This is a genomic window from Actinophytocola sediminis, from assembly GCF_054779715.1.
The window spans coordinates 23,456-40,017 of record NZ_BAAGXS010000099.1 but is presented as its reverse complement, the minus strand read 5'-3'; the positions used below and the strand labels follow the sequence as shown (position 1 = coordinate 40,017).

The 16,562-nt window shown below is 70.9% G+C and carries 17 protein-coding genes; 6 read left to right on the top strand and 11 right to left on the bottom strand.

Annotated elements, in window-relative coordinates; translation table 11 throughout:
* Positions 1-21: 21 nt before the first annotated feature.
* A complete protein-coding gene (locus tag ACYVIP_RS42355) occupies positions 22-861 on the bottom strand; it encodes a metallophosphoesterase family protein (RefSeq protein WP_460406760.1) in 840 nt (279 codons plus the stop codon).
* A gap of 130 nt (positions 862-991) precedes the next feature.
* Here ACYVIP_RS42355 and ACYVIP_RS42350 point away from each other — a divergent pair, with 130 nt between their 5' ends.
* On the top strand, positions 992-2,020 hold the full coding sequence (locus tag ACYVIP_RS42350) for a C40 family peptidase (protein ID WP_460406759.1): 1,029 nt from the start codon (positions 992-994) through the stop codon (positions 2,018-2,020).
* On the opposite strand, the gene ACYVIP_RS42345 is transcribed toward ACYVIP_RS42350, so the two are convergent.
* Positions 2,017-3,789: a BCCT family transporter gene (locus ACYVIP_RS42345; protein WP_460406758.1), complete on the bottom strand. Its 1,773-nt coding sequence runs from the start codon at positions 3,787-3,789 to the stop codon at positions 2,017-2,019. The genes ACYVIP_RS42350 and ACYVIP_RS42345 overlap by 4 nt on opposite strands.
* A 471-nt stretch (positions 3,790-4,260) precedes the next feature.
* Between ACYVIP_RS42345 and ACYVIP_RS42340 the strand changes: the two genes are divergently transcribed.
* A complete protein-coding gene (locus ACYVIP_RS42340; RefSeq protein ID WP_460406757.1) occupies positions 4,261-4,542 on the top strand; it encodes a metal-sensitive transcriptional regulator in 282 nt (93 codons plus the stop codon).
* Positions 4,543-4,552: 10 nt separating this feature from the next.
* Here ACYVIP_RS42340 and ACYVIP_RS42335 read toward each other — a convergent pair whose 3' ends face one another.
* The gene (locus ACYVIP_RS42335) at positions 4,553-5,179 is read right to left on the bottom strand and encodes an alpha-ketoglutarate-dependent dioxygenase AlkB (RefSeq protein WP_460406756.1); all 627 of its coding nucleotides are present in this window, start codon (positions 5,177-5,179) and stop codon (positions 4,553-4,555) included.
* A 17-nt stretch (positions 5,180-5,196) separates the two neighbouring features.
* Positions 5,197-5,805: a 3-keto-disaccharide hydrolase gene (locus tag ACYVIP_RS42330; RefSeq protein WP_460406755.1), complete on the bottom strand. Its 609-nt coding sequence runs from the start codon at positions 5,803-5,805 to the stop codon at positions 5,197-5,199.
* 105 nt (positions 5,806-5,910) lie between these two features.
* On the opposite strand from ACYVIP_RS42330, the gene ACYVIP_RS42325 reads away from it, so the two are divergent.
* From ACYVIP_RS42325 to ACYVIP_RS42310, 4 genes are all read left to right on the top strand, one after another.
* Positions 5,911-7,251 (top strand): NAD(P)/FAD-dependent oxidoreductase, encoded by a 1,341-nt coding sequence (locus ACYVIP_RS42325; RefSeq protein WP_460406754.1) that lies wholly within the window; start codon positions 5,911-5,913, stop codon positions 7,249-7,251.
* A 40-nt stretch (positions 7,252-7,291) separates the two neighbouring features.
* The gene (locus ACYVIP_RS42320; protein WP_460406753.1) at positions 7,292-7,840 is read left to right on the top strand and encodes a type 1 glutamine amidotransferase domain-containing protein; all 549 of its coding nucleotides are present in this window, start codon (positions 7,292-7,294) and stop codon (positions 7,838-7,840) included.
* Between the two features lie 86 nt (positions 7,841-7,926).
* Positions 7,927-8,250, top strand: coding sequence for a DMT family transporter (locus ACYVIP_RS42315; protein ID WP_460406752.1), 324 nt, complete (start codon positions 7,927-7,929; stop codon positions 8,248-8,250).
* Positions 8,247-8,810, top strand: coding sequence for a TetR/AcrR family transcriptional regulator (locus ACYVIP_RS42310; RefSeq protein ID WP_460406751.1), 564 nt, complete (start codon positions 8,247-8,249; stop codon positions 8,808-8,810). The genes ACYVIP_RS42315 and ACYVIP_RS42310 overlap by 4 nt, the downstream gene beginning before the upstream one ends.
* Here ACYVIP_RS42310 and ACYVIP_RS42305 read toward each other — a convergent pair.
* From ACYVIP_RS42305 to recQ, 7 genes are all read right to left on the bottom strand, one after another.
* Positions 8,779-8,907 carry an MFS transporter small subunit gene (locus ACYVIP_RS42305; RefSeq protein WP_460406750.1) on the bottom strand — a complete coding sequence of 43 codons (129 nt, stop codon included), beginning with the start codon at positions 8,905-8,907 and terminating at the stop codon, positions 8,779-8,781. The two genes, ACYVIP_RS42310 and ACYVIP_RS42305, sit on opposite strands and share 32 nt — an antisense overlap.
* A complete protein-coding gene (locus ACYVIP_RS42300; RefSeq protein ID WP_460406749.1) occupies positions 8,904-10,334 on the bottom strand; it encodes an OFA family MFS transporter in 1,431 nt (476 codons plus the stop codon). The genes ACYVIP_RS42305 and ACYVIP_RS42300 overlap by 4 nt, the downstream gene beginning before the upstream one ends.
* A gap of 104 nt (positions 10,335-10,438) precedes the next feature.
* The gene (locus tag ACYVIP_RS42295) at positions 10,439-11,362 is read right to left on the bottom strand and encodes a LysR family transcriptional regulator (protein WP_460406748.1); all 924 of its coding nucleotides are present in this window, start codon (positions 11,360-11,362) and stop codon (positions 10,439-10,441) included.
* Between the two features lie 40 nt (positions 11,363-11,402).
* A complete protein-coding gene (locus tag ACYVIP_RS42290) occupies positions 11,403-12,617 on the bottom strand; it encodes a M50 family metallopeptidase (protein WP_460406747.1) in 1,215 nt (404 codons plus the stop codon).
* Between the two features lie 49 nt (positions 12,618-12,666).
* Positions 12,667-13,278 carry a TetR/AcrR family transcriptional regulator gene (locus ACYVIP_RS42285; RefSeq protein WP_460406746.1) on the bottom strand — a complete coding sequence of 204 codons (612 nt, stop codon included), beginning with the start codon at positions 13,276-13,278 and terminating at the stop codon, positions 12,667-12,669.
* Positions 13,223-14,671, bottom strand: a complete 1,449-nt coding sequence (locus tag ACYVIP_RS42280) for an FAD-dependent oxidoreductase (RefSeq protein ID WP_460406745.1) — start codon at positions 14,669-14,671, stop codon at positions 13,223-13,225. The genes ACYVIP_RS42285 and ACYVIP_RS42280 overlap by 56 nt, the downstream gene beginning before the upstream one ends.
* A 46-nt stretch (positions 14,672-14,717) precedes the next feature.
* Entirely contained in the window at positions 14,718-16,541 is a 1,824-nt protein-coding gene (gene recQ / locus ACYVIP_RS42275; RefSeq protein WP_460406744.1) for a DNA helicase RecQ, read from the bottom strand.
* Between the last annotated feature and the right edge of the window lie 21 nt (positions 16,542-16,562).

Below are 16,562 nucleotides of genomic sequence, written 5' to 3'. Positions count from 1 at the left end.
TGACCGCAGCGAAGGGTCCCTTCACTGCGTGGTGGCCGGGAGGATTTGGCGGGGCAGGCCGTGTGGGCGGCTGCGGGGCTTCCATTCGCGCGGGTAGCCGAGGGAGACCTCCTGGAAGCGGACCCCGTCGTAGTGCGTGACGCGTGGGATGTGCAGGTGGCCGTAGACCATGGCGGTCGCGCGGTAGCGGGTGTGCCAGTCCGCGGTCAGCTCCGTGCCGCACCACTGGGCGAACTCCGGGAACCGCAACACGTCGGTCGGGGTGCGCACCAGCGGGTAGTGCCCGACCAGGATCGTGGGCATGTCCTGGTCCAGCTCGTCGAGCCGTCGGGCGGTCTGCTCGACCCGCGCCCGGCACCAGTCGTCGCGGGTCGGGTAGGGGTCGGGGTGCAGCAGGAACTCGTCGGTGCACACCACGCCGGTCTGGTGGGCGTAGGCCAGGCCCTCCTCCTTGGTGGCGCAGCCCGGCGGGCGGAACGTGTAGTCGTACAGCGTGAACAGCGGCGCGATCGTCACCGGCCCGCCCGGCCCGGTCCAGGTCGCGTAGGGATCCTCCGGCGTGAGCACGTCGAGCCGGCGGCACAGCTCCACCAGCGCCTCGTATCGCTCGACGCCGCGCAGCGTCACCGGGTCGTCCGGCGGGGTCCACAGCTCGTGGTTGCCCGGCGCCCAGATGACCTTCGCCCAGTTCTCCCGCAGCGTGGTGAGCGCCCACTCGACGCTCGCGAACCGTTCGGCGACATCACCGGCGACCAGCAGCCAGTCGTCGTCCGAGGTCGGTTTGAGCCCACGGACCACCTCACGGTTGTCGTCGTAGGAGACGTGCAGGTCACTGACCGCGAAGAGGGTGCCGGTGCTCACCTGCCAGACCCTAACGGTCGTGTTATCCCGGTTCGCCTACCGTCCGTTGGTGCAGACGTGGGTGCCCGGTCGGGAGGTTTCCGCTCGCCGATGCCGGCCGGTGCCGCAGAATGGTCGTGGATCAGGGTTCATGAGGGGGACAACGGTGCGCGGAGTTCGGGTCTCGATCAGTGGTGTCGTGCTGCTGGCGGCGACCGTCCTCGTCGCGCCGACGCCGGCCGCCGGCCAGCCGACCACGGCCGCCGGCCTGCTCACCCACTACTACGACCTGAGCAAGGAAGCCGAGCGGGTCAACGAGGAACTGCTGATCGTCCAGGAGTCGCTGGTCGCCCAGCAGCGGGCGTCGGAGACCGCGAAGGCCGAGGCCGACCGGGCGAAGGCGGCCGCCGAACTGGCCCACCGGCACGCCAACGCGGTGCCCAACCTCGACCGGATGGCCGACGTGCTCACCCGGCGGCGGGGGGTCGACGCGTTGTCGGCCTTCGCCGTCAGTGAGACCCCGGACGACCTGCTGGCCCGGTTGGAGGCCGCCGAGCTCGCCACCCTGCTCAGCGGCGCCGGCGGTGCGGACGACGGCGCGCTGGCCAGGGCCGACGAGGCCGCGCGGGTCGCCGAGGCGGCCGAGAAGGCGGCGGACCGGGCCGAGGCCAAGGTCGCCGCCGGGGCCGAGGACGTGCAGCGCCGCCGAGGCGCGCTGGACACGCAGATCCGTGAGGTGCGCTCGGCGCTGGACGGCCTGACCCCCGAGCAGCGCTCGTTGCTGGCCGGCATCGACGACTTCGGCGGCGACGTGGTCGTGCCGTCGGGCGACGTCGGGGGGATGTTGGAGTTCGCGCTGGCGCAGATGGGCAAGCCGTACCTGTGGGGCGCGGTCGGCCCGGACTCCTACGACTGTTCCGGGCTGGTGCAGACCGCGTTCCGCAACGCGGGGGTCGCGATGCCGAGGGTGTCCCGGCAGCAGGCGCAGGTCGGACAGGCGATCGCCCGCACGGAGGTCCGTGCGGGCGACCTGATCTTCTATTTTCAGCCTGTCCAACATGTGGCGATCGCGGTGGACAACCAGCGCGCCGTGCACGCCCCCACCTTCGGCGAGAACGTCAAGCTGGCCGGCATCGACGCGATCGGGCCGATCACCGTGATCCGCCGGGTGATCGGCTAGCCGCGCTTGCGCACGCCGCGCCGGCGCGATCCGAACCGGCCGTCGGCCGCCTCCTTCCGGAGGGCCTTGATCATCTCGTCCTCGCGCAGTACCAGTGGATCGGTGCGTAGGTCGCGCCACAGTGACCAGCACAACCCGATCATCACCAGTGCGAACGGCGCCGCCACGATGATGGTCAGGTTCTGTAGCCCGGTTAGCGCGTTGGTACCGCCGTCGCCGGCGAGCAGCATCACGATTGCGACGCAACCCATCAGCACGCCCCAGAAGATCACCACGTTGCGTTTCGGATGTACCGAGCCGCCCTGGGACAGCGTGCCCATCACCACCGACGCGGCGTCCGCGCCCGAGACGAAGAAGATCGACACCAGGATGATCACCAGCACCGCGGCCAGGGTGGACAGCGGTAGGTGTTCCAGGAACGAGAACGTCATCGCCTGTGAGGTGCCGTCCGGGTTGAACACCCACGAGCCGGCGTCGTACACCTCGGACATCGTGCCGTCCGCGTTGTGTTGCGCCAGTTCCGTCGGGGTCAGCCCCTGCGCCTCGAGCGCGTCGCGTTGTTGCTGGATCGCCGCGCCACCGAAGATCGCGAACCAGAACAGGCTCACCACACTCGGCACGAGGATGACGCCGCCGATGAACTGGCGGATCGACCGGCCCCGGCTGATGCGGGCGATGAACATGCCGACGAACGGCGTCCAGGAGATCCACCACGCCCAGTAGAAGATCGTCCAACCGCCGAGCCAGGACTGCATCGCCTCGCCGCCGGTCGCGCCGGTGCGCCCGGACATCTCGGCGAACTCGCGGGCGTAGTCGCCGATCGCGCCAGGGACCAGGTTCAGGATCAGCACCGTCGGGCCGACCACGAACACGAAGGCCGCGAGCACGAGCGCCAGCACCATGTTGATGTTCGACAGCCACTGGATGCCCTTGGCCACGCCGGACACCGCCGAGGCGACGAACGCGATGGTCAGCACCGCGATGATGCACACCATCAGGAACGTGCCCGGCTCGCCGACCCAGCCGACGAACGCCATGCCCTCGCCGACCTGTAGCGCGCCGAGCCCGAGCGAGGCCGCCGAGCCGAACAGGGTGGCGAAGATCGCCATGACGTCGATCGCCTTGCCGACCGGTCCCGCCGCGCGGCGCTCACCGAGCAGCGGTGCGAACACCGAGCTGAACAGCTGGCGCCGGCCGCGGCGGAAGGTGCTGTAGGCGATGGCGAGGCCGACCACCGCGTAGATCGCCCACGGGTGGATGGTCCAGTGGAACAGGGTGGTGGCCATGGCGGTGTGCACGGCCCCGTCGGAGGCCGGCAGCTCCGTGCCCGGCGGTGGGGCCATGAGGTGCTGGATCGGCTCGGCGACCCCGAAGAACATCAGCCCGATGCCCATGCCCGCGCTGAACATCATCGCGATCCAGGAGACCGTGCGGAACTCCGGTCGTTCCTCGTCCGCGCCGAGTGGGATCCGGCCGTAGCGGCTGATCGACAGTCCGATCGCGAACAGCACGAATCCACTTGCGACGAGGACGAAAGCCCAGCCACCGTAGGGGATAATGCCGTCATTGAGAATGCTGCTGGCCACGCTGATCATCGAATCGGTGCCGAACACGCCCCAGGCAAGGAAAACCACGGTTAGCGCGGCGGCGACCCCGAACACGATTTTGTCGGTGACCGCTGGGCGGTCGGAAGCCTGTTCGGGCACGTCGGCGGTAGTCGACGTGCCTGGACCGGTGTCTTCCGGTGCCGTTGTCTGTTCATCGTCCATCTTTGTGAGTCCGCGCCGAACCCAAACCGGCGCGACGCCTCCCTTCCGATTGGTTCGGCTGGCGACTCGCGGCAGCCTAGACCGTACGGCAACGCTGAGAGACCGGCCTGTTGCGCAATGCGCATCAAGTTGTCCTGAAACGGGAATTCGTTACGCAAACGAGTTGTCCAAGATCCGTTCGCGTGCCAAGTGGACCGCCAGTACGGTGGCGCGCGCGTGCGTGGGAACAGCGTGCCGTCCAACGGCCGGTCGACCGTGCTCCAACTGATGAGCGCGGTCGTCACCATTGGTGGGCCGGCCGCCGGCACGGTCCACAGTGGAATGGCCGACCGGCGCGTGCGCGGTGCATGGGTGAGCGGCCGGCCGCCACCGCCTCGACCGGTATCGTGCGCGGCAGCCTGGTGCGTTGATTACCCCCCTTGGGTATACTGGGTGGTTCGGTGTTCGGTTTTCGGCGGGAAGGGACCCAGGATGCGGGGCTACACGAGCGACAAGGACGCCGTCCTCAAGCGTCTGCGCCGCGTCGAGGGACAGATCCGTGGCCTGCAGCGGATGGTGGAGAACGACGAGTACTGCATCGACGTGCTGACGCAGATCTCGGCCGCGACCAAGGCGTTGCAGGCGGTGTCGCTCAACCTGATGGACGAGCACCTGCGCCACTGTGTGGCCCAGGCCCTCGCCGACGGCGGCAAGGATGCCGAGGACAAGGTGCGCGAGGCCAGCGAGGCGATCGCCCGGCTCGTGCGGTCCTGAGCGGCGCGGGTCAGCGGACGCCGCGGGGGCGGAACTGGATGCTGATCCTCGGGCCGATCGGCTTGGCCGTCTTCGGGACGGCGTGCTCCCAGGTGCGCTGGCAGGACCCACCCATCACGATGAGGTCGCCGAGGCCAAGGGCGTAGCGGCGGGTCTGGCCGCCACCGCGCGGCCGCAGTAACAGGTCTCTCGGCGCGCCGACGGACAGGATCGCCACCATGGTGTCCTCGGTGTCGCCCCGGCCGATCCGGTCGCCGTGCCAGGCGACGCTGTCGCGGCCGGTGCGGTAGTAGCAGAGGCCGGCCGTGCGGAACGGTTCCCCCAGCTCCGGCGCGTAGTGCGCGCTCAGCGCGTCGCGCGCGGCGGCGAGCACCGGGTGGGGGAGCGGGTCGGTCTCGTCGTGGAAGCTCAGTAAGCGCGGGACGTCGACGACGCGGTCGTACATTCTGCGGCGTTCGGCCTGCCACGGCACGTCTCGGGAGAGGCGATCGAACACCGTGCCAGCGCCCTTGAGCCACCCTGGACGGGTGTCGATCCACGCGCCCGCGCTCAGCTGCGTCCGCCTCAGCGACGACAGTGAGCGCAGGCCGACCTCGTCGAGATCGTCGAGCAGTGAGCCCTGCAGTCCGGCTGTCATGGCGGCCACAGTACACGCTAATTCGAACACGTGAGCGAGATGGCGCGAAACTCCACCCGGCTGGCTGGATCGTGGTTCTGCAGGCCGAGGTGACCGGTCGTGCCCCGGTTCTCGTCGGTGCCCGTCAGGTCGTTGACCAGCGTGTCGTTGAGCCACACCTGGTACCGCTGCCCCGTCGCCAGGATGCGGTAGCTGTTCCATGACCCGACCGGGTGAGACGCGGCGGCCGACGGCGGCCGCACGCCGTAGATCGCGCCCGTCTTCTGGGGGTCACCCTCGCGATTGTCGTTGATCTGGACTTCGTAGCCGCTCGCCACCGCGACGCCCGGGTCGTCACCCGGGTCCGGGAACCGCAGGAAGACCCCGGAGTTGTCGGTCTCCGCGCTGACTCGCCAGTCCAGGCGCAGGTCGAAGTCGTCGAACGCGCGGGCCGAGTACCACAGCAGGCCCATGCCGCCCTCGCTGCGCAACACCCCGTCGACCACCTCGAAGCCGCCGGGGCCGGCCTGGGACCAGCCAGCGAGCGAGCCGTCGAACAACTCGATCGGGTCCTCGTCACACGATGGGGCGGTCGACGGTGACGAACAGGCGGCCAGCAGCAGAACCAGCGGAAGCCAGCGTCGCATCGACCCAGTGTGACACCCAGTGTGAACCTGCGGACCGGGACGGTTCGCCTGACCACGACTCGGGTATGCGGCAGACACCGGGAGTCAGTTGGGAAAGGGTGCGAGATGACGAGTGACCTCGAACGGCTGCCCAGGATCGTCGTGATCGGCACGGGTTTCGCCGGCTTCCACTGCCTGCGCGCGCTGGAGCGCCGCCTGCCCCGCGACGCGGTCACGCTGTGCGCGGTCAACCCGACCGACTACATGCTCTACGTCCCGCTGCTGCCCGAGGTCGCCGGCGGCGCGCTCGACCCCCGTCAGGTCGCCATCCCGTTGCGCACCAAGCTCAAGCACACCGAGGTCGTCCTCGGCAGCGTCACCGGCATCGACCTGGCGACCCGGACGGTCTCCGTGACCAACGTCGAGGGCAGCGTCACCGAACTGGCCTGGGACCGGCTGGTCATCGCGTCCGGCAGCGTGACCCGGCTGCTCTCGATCCCCGGGGTCGCCGAGCACGCCAAGGGGTTCAAGTCGGTGGCCGAGAGCGTGTACCTGCGCGACCACGTGCTGCGTCAGCTCGAGCTCGCCGAGCAGACCGACGATCCCGCCGAGCGCCGCGAGCGCAGCACGTTCGTCGTGGTCGGCGCGGGTTACACGGGCACCGAGCTGGTCGCCCAGGGCCAGGAGCTGGTGCGCCACGCACTGCACCGCTACCGGGGCCTGCGCCCGGAGGACGTCCGCTGGATCCTGGTCGACCTGGCCGATCGGGTGCTGCCCAACCTCGGTGTGCGGCTGTCCGGACCGGCGCTGCGGGTGCTGCTGCGGCGCGGGATCGAGGTCCGGCTGGGGACCAGCGTCCGCGAGGTCACCAGGAACAGCGTCCGGCTGACCGACGGCACCGGGATCGCCACCCGCACGGTCGTCTGGTGCGTCGGCGTGCGGCCCGATCCGCTGATCGAACCGCTGCACCTGGCCACCACGGACGGTCGGCTCGACGTCGACACCCACCTTCGGGTCACCGGTCACCCGGACGTGTTCGCCGCGGGTGATGTCGCCGCCGTGCCCGACCTGGTGCGGCCCGGCGAGATCACCCCGATGACCGCCCAGCACGCGCAGCGGCAGGGCCGGGTCGCCGCGATCAACATCGCCGCGTCGCTCGGCGCCGGTGAGGCCCGCGAGTACCGGCACCGCGACCTGGGCTTCGTGGTCGACCTCGCCGGCTCCCAGGCGGTCGCCGACCCGCTGCACATCCCGCTGCACGGACTGCCGGCGAAGATCGTCACCCGCGGCTACCACCTGCTCGCGCTGCCGTCCAACCGCCTGCGGGTGGTGTTCGACTGGGTCGCCGACCTGCTGACCCGACGGCAGATCGTGCACTTCGGCTTCGTGCCGGCGGAGGGCATCAGCCTGGCCGAGGCCGACGGGGTGCCCAGCGGCAAGGCGTTTGCCGCGAAGAAGTCCGGGTAGTACGCCAGGACGTCCCGTCAACAAGTAAGGAGTGACCGGCATGCCCACGATCGAGGGGAAACGGGTGGCGTTCATCGCCACCGACGGTGTCGAACAGGTGGAGCTCGACCAGCCGTGGCGGGCGGTCGCCGACGCCGGCGGGCGACCGGAGCTGCTCTCCCTGGCCCCGGGCGAGATCCAGGCGTTCAACCACCTCGACAAGGGTGACCGCCGGCCGGTCGACACGGTGGTCGGCGAGGCCGACGCCGGCGACTACGACGCGCTCGTGCTGCCCGGCGGCGTGGCCAACGGCGACTTCGTCCGCGCCGACGACCAGGCGGTGCGGTTCGTCAAGGACTTCGTGCTCTCCGGCAGGCCGGTCGCGGTGATCTGTCACGGTGGCTGGGTGCTCGCCGAGGCCGACGTGGTGCGTGGCCGCACGATGACCTCCTGGCCGAGCCTGCGCACCGACCTGCGCAACGCGGGCGCGACCTGGGTCGACCGGGAGGTCGTGGTGGACAACGGCCTGGTGTCCAGCCGCGATCCGGGCGACCTGGACGCGTTCTGCGCGAAGACGGTCGAGGAGATCTCGGCGGGCGCGCACGTCTGATGGCCGGCGTCGGCTACACGCGGGAGGCGGCCGGCTAGTCCTGTACTGTTGTACATGTACTGATGTACAACAGTGGGAGTCGCCGCGTGGCCTACGTGTACCTGCTGCTCGCGATCGCCTTCGAGGTGGCCGCGACCAGCCTGCTCAAGTCGACCGACGGGTTCTCCCGGCTCTGGCCGACAGTCGCCTGCCTCGCCGGGTACGCCGGCTCGTTCGCCTGGCTGTCGCTGGCCGTGCGCCAGGTCCCGATCGGCGTGGCCTACGCGCTGTGGTCCGGGATCGGCACCACGGTCATCGTTGCGATCGGGGTCGTGTTCCTGCACGAGTCGATCAACCTGACCAAGATCGTCGGCGTGCTGCTGGTCGTCGGCGGCGTCGTGACGCTCAACCTCGGCGGGGCGACGCAGTGACCGCCCGGCGCGACCCGGACGGCAGGCGGGCGGCGATCGTGCGCGCGGCGGTCGAGGTGATCGCCGAGGTCGGCGTCGCCCAGGTGACCCACCGGCTGATCGCGGCCCGCGCGCGGATCCCGCTCGGCTCGACCACCTACTACTACCCGACGCTGGACGACCTGGTCGCCGACGCGCTGCGGGCGGCGACCGAGGCCGCGCGGGCCGGACTCACCGAGTGGGCCGACGCGCTGACCGCCAGCCGGGACCCCGCCGGCACGCTCGTCGCCCTCGTCCGGCGCTACCTCGACGACCGCGGCCAGGCGCTGGTCGACTACGAGCTCTGCCTGGCCGCCGCCCGTACCCCCGCGCTGCGCCCGGTCGCGGTGCTGTGGATCGACGGGCTGCGCGGGATCTGCGCACGCCTGGCCGGTGGACCGGCAGCCGGGTTCGCGCTCGCCGCGCTGGTGGACGGCGCGGCACTGCGCGCGCTGGCCAGCGGCGAGCCGCTGGACGAGGACGGCCTGCACGCCGGGATCAGCGCGCTGCTCAGCCCCCGAACAGCGGCACGATCGACTTGATCGTCTGGTAGAGCGCGTAGACCAGCGGGATGCCGACGACCAGCCAGGAGACCACCAACCTGGCGGTCTGGCTGCTCGGCGCGGACGGCTGGGTCACGGCTGGCTCCTCCCCGACGGCGTCGTGGTCGACCCCGCCTCGGCGAACGCGTCGGTGTGCTCGGCCGCCTCGTGGAACCGCGCGGCGACCGGCCGGACGAGCAGGTTGGCCACGAAGCCGACCGCGAGCACGCCGACCATGGTGAACAGCGCCGGCCGGTAGTCGCTCGCGACCAGTTCGCCCGGCTTGCCCTGCGCGTCCAGGAAACCGTTGATGATCAGCGGACCGGCGATGCCCGCCGCCGACCACGCGGTGAGCAGCCGGCCGTGGATCGCACCCACCTGGTAGGTGCCGAACAGGTCGCGCAGGTAGGCCGGGACGGTCGCGAAGCCGCCGCCGTAGAAGGAGATGATCACCGCGGCGAGCAGCACGAAGATCGCCGTCGAGGTGTGCCCGGCGACGGCGAGCAGGAAGTAGAGGATCATGCCGACGCCCAGGTACATCACATACGTCGGCTTGCGGCCGATGAAGTCCGATGTGGACGACCAGACGAACCGGCCGGCCATGTTGAAGATGGACAGCAGGCCGACGAACGCGGTCGCCGCGGTGATCGCCACACTGGACCCGCCGCCGTTGCGGAAGAAGTCCTGGATCATCGGGCTTGCCTGCTCGAGGATGCCGATGCCGGCGGTCACGTTGCAGAACAGCACCGTCCACAGCAGCCAGAACTGCGGGGTCCTGATCGCGTTCGCCGCGGACACGTTCGCACTGGTGACCAGCGGTTTGGCCGGGATCCTGGCCGGGTCCATGCCGGCCGGGCGCCAACCGGGGGCGGGCACCTTGACGTTGAACACGCCGAGCATCATCACCAGGAAGTACGCGATGCCCAGGGTGAGGAACAGCTTCGCGACCGCGTCGCCGGAGGCCACCGACGAGGCGATCGAGGAGTCGTACTCGGGGTCGTAGAGCGACATCAGCTGCCGCGACAGCGGCGAGGCGACCAGCGCGCCGCCGCCGAAGCCCATGATCGCCATGCCGGTGGCCAGGCCTGGGCGGTCCGGGAACCACTTGATCAGTGTGGACACCGGGGAGATGTAGCCGATGCCGAGGCCGATGCCGCCGATGAAGCCGTAGCCGAGGTACACCAGCCACAGCTGGCTGGTGGCGATGCCGAGCGCGCCGATCAGGAAGCCCGACGCCCAGAAGCACGCCGCGGTGAACATGGCCGCGCGCGGGCCGACCCGCTCGACCCAGGTGCCCATGACCGCGGCCGACACGCCGAGCATGACGATCGCGATGGAGAAGATGATGCCGATCGCGGTCAGGCTGGTGTCGAAGTGCTCGACCAGGGCGCTCTTGTAGACACTCGTCGCGTAGGCCTGCCCGATACACAGGTGGATCGCCAGCGCGGCGGGCGGGATGAGCCACCGGCTGTAGCCGGGACCGGCCACGGTGTGCTCGCGATCGAGGAACGACAACGCGGCCACGACGCACCTCCATGGGAAGCGTATGCGGTATGCGAGAGGAACGTAGTTCACAACCTACCGCCGCCGGTTCGCCGGGGGGAGAAAATTCCTGCCAGACGCGAAAATCAGGCCAGGAACCGACGAACCAACTCGTCGAGCGAGGCCCGCACGTCCACCCGGTGCGCGGTGTCCAGCAACGCCCTGGCCAGCATCGGCTCCGGATCGCGGTCGGCCAGCACCAGCCCGACCTGGTACTCCCGCCGCGGCCGTTCGAGCGGCACCACCCGCAGCCCCTCCGGCACGCCGAACACGTGCAGCCAGGCGTGCGCGATCACCCCCGACCAGCGCCGGGTGGCGACGTGCGCGTAGATCGAGGAGACGCTGTCGGCCTCGACCGACGGGCTGACGGTCACGCCCGCCTCGGCGAAGGCCCGGTCGAGGATCCGGCGGTGCTGCATGACCGGCGACAGCATGCACAGCGGGGTGTCGACCAGCTCGTGCCAGCCGACCAGGTCCCGGGTGGCGAACTCGCCGTCGGCGGCGGTCAGCAGCAGGTAGCGCTCGCGGTAGAGCGGCACCACCCGGACCGTGCCCAGCGGCTCACCATCCACATAGGTCATGCCGATGTCGAGGTCGAACTCGGCCAGCCGCTGCACGATCTCCTTGCTGGACAGGGACTCGATGGACACCCGGAGCTGGGGGTGGCGCTCGGCCAGCGGGGTGGTGAGCAGCGAGGCCAGGGTGATCGCGGTGGGGATGGCGCCGATGCGCAGCACCCCGGACAGCCCGCCGCGCATGCTCGCCAGCTCGTGGCGCATGGCCTCCTGCTCGGCGAGCATCCGGTGCGCCCACCGCAGCACCTGCTTGCCCTCCGGGGTGAACCCCTCGAACCGCTGGCCGCGCTGGACGATCTGGACGTCCAGTTCGGCCTCCAGCTTGCGGATGGCGGCCGAGAGCGCCGGCTGGGAGACGTGGCAGGCCTTGGCCGCGCGGCCGAAGTGCCCCTCTCGCGCCAGCGCGCTCAGGTACTCGAGCTGGCGCAGCAACATGGTCCACTGATACCCGCTCGGCCGCCGTGGGTAAAGGCCGCTAGGTGATCCGGATGGGGTTGACGATGTCGGCGGTGACCGTCAGCAGCAGTACCGCGCCGCCCACCAGGACCAGGGCGATGGTGACCTTGGACAGCTTGGAGTAGTCCACCGGGCTCGCGGCGGTGAGGCCCCGGCGTTCCCGCAGCCAGTTGCGGACGCGTTCGTAGGTCACGACCGCCATGTGGCCGCCGTCCAGGGGCAGCAGCGGCAGCAGGTTGAACACGCCCATGAAGAAGTTCAGGCCGGCCAGCAGCAGGAAGAACAGCGACCACAGGCCGGCCTCGACGGCCTCGCCGCCGATCCGGCTCGCGCCAACGACGCTGACCGGCGTGTTCGGGTCGCGCTCGCCGCCGAAGATCGAGCTGACCAGGGCCGGGATGCGCTCGGGGAACTCGATCAGGCGCTGGAAGGTCTGGGCGAACATGTCGCCGGAGAAGCTCAGGGTCGCCGGCACGGCCGACAGCGGGCCGTAGTCGAACGAGGTGGACAGCGACACGCCGGCCACCCCGACCTGGACGACCTCGGCCTCGCCGTCGGCGGCCGTCGCCGGCCGGGTCACGGTCGGCACGTCGACGGTGAAGGTCAGCCGTTGGTCGCCGCGTTGGACCTCGAAGGCGGTCGGGCCCTCGGCGTCGCGGACGACGGTGACCATCTCCGTCCAGGTCGGGGTCGGGGTGCCGCCGACGGTGAGGATCTGGTCGCCGGGACGGATGCCGGCCGCCTGCGCCGGGCCGGTGGCGCCGGGCGGGCAGGCCGGGTCGGTGAGCTGCTCGGTGGTGCGCGCGTCGGTCACACACGCCGCGGTGGTGGACACGACCGGTTTGTCGGCCATGTTCGGCAGGCCGAGCGACACCGCCAGCGCGTAGAGCAGCACGAAGCCGAGCACGAAGTGGGTCAGCGGGCCGGCCACCATGACGGTGTTGCGCTTCCAGGTCTTGTGCCGCCACATCGCCCGGCGCTCCTCGTCCGGGGTCAGCTCGTCGAGGGTGGTCATGCCGGCGATCTCGCAGAAGCCGCCGAAGGGCAGCGCCTTGAGGCCGTACTCGGTCTCCCCTCGGCGGAACGAGAACACCCGGGGGCCGATGCCGACGAAGTACCGGCGGACCTTCATCCCGAACGCCTTGGCGGCCAGCAGGTGACCGGCCTCGTGCAGCGCCAGGGACAGGCACACGCACAGGGCGAAGAGCAGCACACCGAGGATGTTCACCAGCATGCGGGCCACAGTGGCAGTGCCGGGGTGAAGCCGACGTTGATTTCCGGGCTCAGTCGCCCGCTCGGGTGTACGGGTGCAGCGCGGTGTGCACGGCGCCGCGGATCGACGCGCCGAGCGTGTCCGGCGAGCCGGTGGTCAGCGTGGTGAACAGGATGCCGAGCACCGCCATCTCCAGGTTCATGGCGTCGGACTCGGTGATGTCGATGCCCGCCGCCCGGCAGTGGCGCACGATGAGGTCGCGCCTGGCGTGGAGCGCGGTGGTCAGCACGCTCCGCAGGTGAGGGTTGCGGGTGCTCTCCAGGTGCAGCTCGAACAGCGCCAGCGGTTCGTGCGGCAGGTCGGTCGCCATCATGGTGAGCACGGTGGTCAGCGCCGCCGCCACGTCGGCCGGGGGCACCGCGTGCGCGGCGACCCGCTCGTCGAGGCGCTGGGAGAACCGGTCGATGACGCCGCCGAGCAGGGCGTCGCGGGTGCGGAAGTACCGCGAGGTGGTGCCCGGCGGGACGTCGGCGGCGGTGTCGACCGCCCGGTGGGTCAGGCCGTGGGAGCCCTGCTCGGCGAGCACCCGGACGGCGGCGTCGGCGAGGTGGTCGCGGCGCTGGGGGTTAGGAGGCGGCACGGGCGGGTCGGTCTCCCGGATCGAGGTCGGCTGCGGGGCCACACCATCTCATCAGGGCCGTGCGGACGTCCTGGTGGTCGCCCGCCCAGGCCACGTAGCCGTCGGGGCGGACCAGCGCCGCCTGCGGACCCAACGGGGCACGTGGGCTGGTGGGTCGTACTCGGTCGCGCCATGGCCGGGCGACGGCTGGGTCGCCGGTGGTGAGCAGCACGAACCGGCCGGTGCGCAGGACCTCGTACAGCCGGCCGTCGGTGGTCGGCCCGTCGGGCGCGCGCCGGCCGACCAGGCGGTGGTGGTCGGGGTGCGCGTCGGGCCGGTAGGCGATCTCGAGGCCCGACAGCAGGCCGAGGACGCGCCGCCGGCCGGGGGCGGTGTGCAGCAGGGCCGCCATGAGCTGCCGGTTGAGCTGTTGGCGCAGGCGGGAACCGGTCAGCACCAGTGACGTCAGGTGGTCGGTCATGGCTAGCACCGCGGTGCCGACGGGATGCCGTTCGGCGTGGTAGGTGTCGAGCAGCCAGGGCGGTGCCCAGCCGTGCACGTCGGCGGCGAGTTTCCAGCCAAGGTTGACCGCGTCCTGGATGCCGGTGTTCATGCCCTGCCCGCCGATGGGGGAGTTCACGTGGGCGGCGTCGCCGGCGAGGAACACCCGGCCGGACCGGTAGTCGCTGGCCTGCCGGCGTTGCGCGGCGAAGCGGGAGAACCAGTGCGGCTCGCTCATCCGGTAGTCGGTGCCCGCGATCTGGGTGAACGCGGTGCGCAGCTGGCCGAAGGACGCCTCCCGCTCGTCGCCGTCGAGCAGCCAGGCGCCGACCCGGAACCAGCCGTCGCCGAACGGGAGGACCACCACCGCGCCCTGCCGGCCGAGCTGGGTGATCGGCGGCAGCTCGTCGCCGGGGATCCGGACGTCGGCCAGCAGCATCGGCAGGCTGTAGGTCTCGCCGGTGAAGCCGATGCCCAGCGCATCGCGCACGGTGCTGTGCGCGCCGTCCGCGCCGATCACGTACCTGGCGGACAGCGTGGTGCCGTCGGCAAGGCGCAGCTGGACGGACTCGGGATCCTGGGTGAGCCCGACGACCCGCGCGTCGCGGCGGACGCGCACGCCGAGCTCGGCGGCCCGCGTGCGCAGGAGCGTCTCGGTGCCGCTCTGCGGCACGATCAGCATCATCGGGTACCGCGTGTCCAGCCGGCCGAAGTCCACCCGGGAGGCGTAGGCCGGGTGCACCGTCCGCAGCGGGTTTCCCCGCGCGACCAGGTGGTCGGCCATGCCGCGCGCGTCGAGCAGCTCCAGCGCCCGCGCGTGCAGGCCGAACGCCCGGGTGACGTGCTGCCCGGTGTCCCGCTTGTCCACGACCGTGCAGGTCACGCCGGCCATGGCCAGTTCGCAGGCGGACATCAGGCCCGTCGGGCCGGCACCCACGATGAGCACATCGTCCATCATCGCCTCCATTCGCTACATTTGTAGCGTACGGGACGGTGTGGGGTCAGCTCTCCGCGAGGGTGTCCAGGATCTGCTGGCCGTACTTGGCCAGCTTGTTCTCCCCGACCCCGCTGACCGTGCCCAGCTGCGCCAACGTGGTCGGCGCGTCGGTGGCGATCTGGCGCAGGGTCGCGTCGTGGAAGATCACGTAGGCCGGCATGCCCTGCTCCTTGGCGGTGGCCCCGCGCCACGCCCGCAGGCGCTCGAACAGCGGCTTGGCCTCGGCCGCCAGCTCGACGACGGGCGTGGACTTCGCGCGGCCGGCGGACTTGGTCGCCCGCTTGGGCTCGGTGCGCAGCCGGACCTCGCGGCGGCGGCCGAGGACCTCCGCGCTCGCCTCGGTGAGCACCAGCGTGCCGTGGTCGCCCTCGACGGTGAGCAGGCCCTGGGCGAGCATCTGCCGGATCACCGTGCGCCACTCGGCCTCGGCCAGCTCGGTGCCGACGCCGAACACCGTCAGCGACTCGTGGTTGTGCTGGCTGACCTTGGCCGTCGCCCGGCCGAGCAGGATGTCGACCACGTGACCGACGCCGAACTTCTGCCGGCGTTCCCGGTCGAGGCGGTAGACGGTGGACAGCACCTTCTGCGCGGGCACCGTGCCGTCCCAGGACTGCGGCGGCGCGAGGCAGGTGTCGCAGTTGCCGCACGGCTGGGCCTGCTGGCTGAAGTAGTTCAGCAGCTGCACCCGGCGGCACTCCACCGTCTCGCACAGCGCGAGCATGGCGTCCAGGTGCACGCCGAGCCGGCGGCGGTGCGCGTCGTCGCCCTCGGAGGTGGCGATCATCTTCCGCTGCTGCACCACGTCCTGCAGGCCGTAGGCGAGCCACGCGGTGGAGGGCAGGCCGTCGCGGCCTGCCCGGCCGGTCTCCTGGTAGTAGCCCTCGACGGACTTCGGCAGGTCGAGGTGGGCCACGAACCGGACGTCCGGTTTGTCGATCCCCATGCCGAACGCGATCGTGGCCACCACGACCAGCCCGTCCTCGCGCAGGAACCGGGACTGGTTGCGCGCGCGGGTCCGCGCGTCCAACCCCGCGTGGTAGGGCAGCGCCTCGATCCCGTTCTGGGACAGGAAGGTGGCGGTGCGCTCGGTCGACGCGCGGGACAGGCAGTAGACGATGCCGGCCTCGCCCTTGTGCTCGGTGGTGAGCAGCTCGAGCAGCTGGTGGTCGGGCCGGTTCTTGCCGATGATCCGGTACTGGATGTTGGGCCGGTCGAAGCTGGAGACGAAGTGCCTGGCCTCGGCCAGGTTCAGCCGGGTGGCGATCTCCTTGCGGGTGGTCTCGGTGGCGGTGGCGGTCAGCGCGATCCTCGGCACCTTCGGCCAGCGCTCGTGCAGGGCCGACAGCGCGAGGTAGTCGGGCCGGAAGTCGTGGCCCCACTGGGAGACACAGTGCGCCTCGTCGATCGCGAACAGCGCGATCTGGCCCTGGTCGAGCAGGCGCAGGGTGGACTCGACGGTCAGCCGCTCCGGCGCGAGGTACAGCAGGTCGAGTTCGCCGCTGAGGAACTCCGCCTCGACCGTGCGCCGGGTGCCGAGATCCTGGGTGGAGTTGAGGAAGCCGGCCCGCACCCCGAGCGCGCGCAGCGCGTCGACCTGGTCCTGCATCAACGCGATCAGCGGGGAGACGACGATGCCGACACCGGGGCGGACCAGCGCGGGAATCTGGTAGCACAGCGACTTCCCGCCGCCGGTCGGCATCAGCACCAGCGCGTCGCCGCCGTCGACGACGTGGTCGATGATCTCCTGCTGGTCGCCGCGGAAGGCGTCGTAGCCGAACACGCGACGCAGCGTGTCCAGTGCGGGGGCAGCGGTGTTGGGGAGCGTCACGGGGCGATTCTAGGGGCGGGG

Excerpts from the sequence above, each read along its gene's own strand:
- ACYVIP_RS42350 (WP_460406759.1), top strand. The coding sequence starts at position 992 with ATGAGGGGGACAACGGTGCGCGGAGTTCGGGTCTCGATCAGTGGTGTC.
- ACYVIP_RS42345 (WP_460406758.1), bottom strand. The coding sequence starts at position 3,789 with ATGGACGATGAACAGACAACGGCACCGGAAGACACCGGTCCAGGCACG.
- ACYVIP_RS42340 (WP_460406757.1), top strand. The coding sequence starts at position 4,261 with ATGCGGGGCTACACGAGCGACAAGGACGCCGTCCTCAAGCGTCTGCGC.
- ACYVIP_RS42335 (WP_460406756.1), bottom strand. The coding sequence starts at position 5,179 with ATGACAGCCGGACTGCAGGGCTCACTGCTCGACGATCTCGACGAGGTC.
- ACYVIP_RS42330 (WP_460406755.1), bottom strand. The coding sequence starts at position 5,805 with ATGCGACGCTGGCTTCCGCTGGTTCTGCTGCTGGCCGCCTGTTCGTCA.
- ACYVIP_RS42325 (WP_460406754.1), top strand. The coding sequence starts at position 5,911 with ATGACGAGTGACCTCGAACGGCTGCCCAGGATCGTCGTGATCGGCACG.
- ACYVIP_RS42320 (WP_460406753.1), top strand. The coding sequence starts at position 7,292 with ATGCCCACGATCGAGGGGAAACGGGTGGCGTTCATCGCCACCGACGGT.
- ACYVIP_RS42295 (WP_460406748.1), bottom strand. The coding sequence starts at position 11,362 with ATGTTGCTGCGCCAGCTCGAGTACCTGAGCGCGCTGGCGCGAGAGGGG.
- ACYVIP_RS42290 (WP_460406747.1), bottom strand. The coding sequence starts at position 12,617 with ATGCTGGTGAACATCCTCGGTGTGCTGCTCTTCGCCCTGTGCGTGTGC.
- ACYVIP_RS42280 (WP_460406745.1), bottom strand. The coding sequence starts at position 14,671 with ATGGACGATGTGCTCATCGTGGGTGCCGGCCCGACGGGCCTGATGTCC.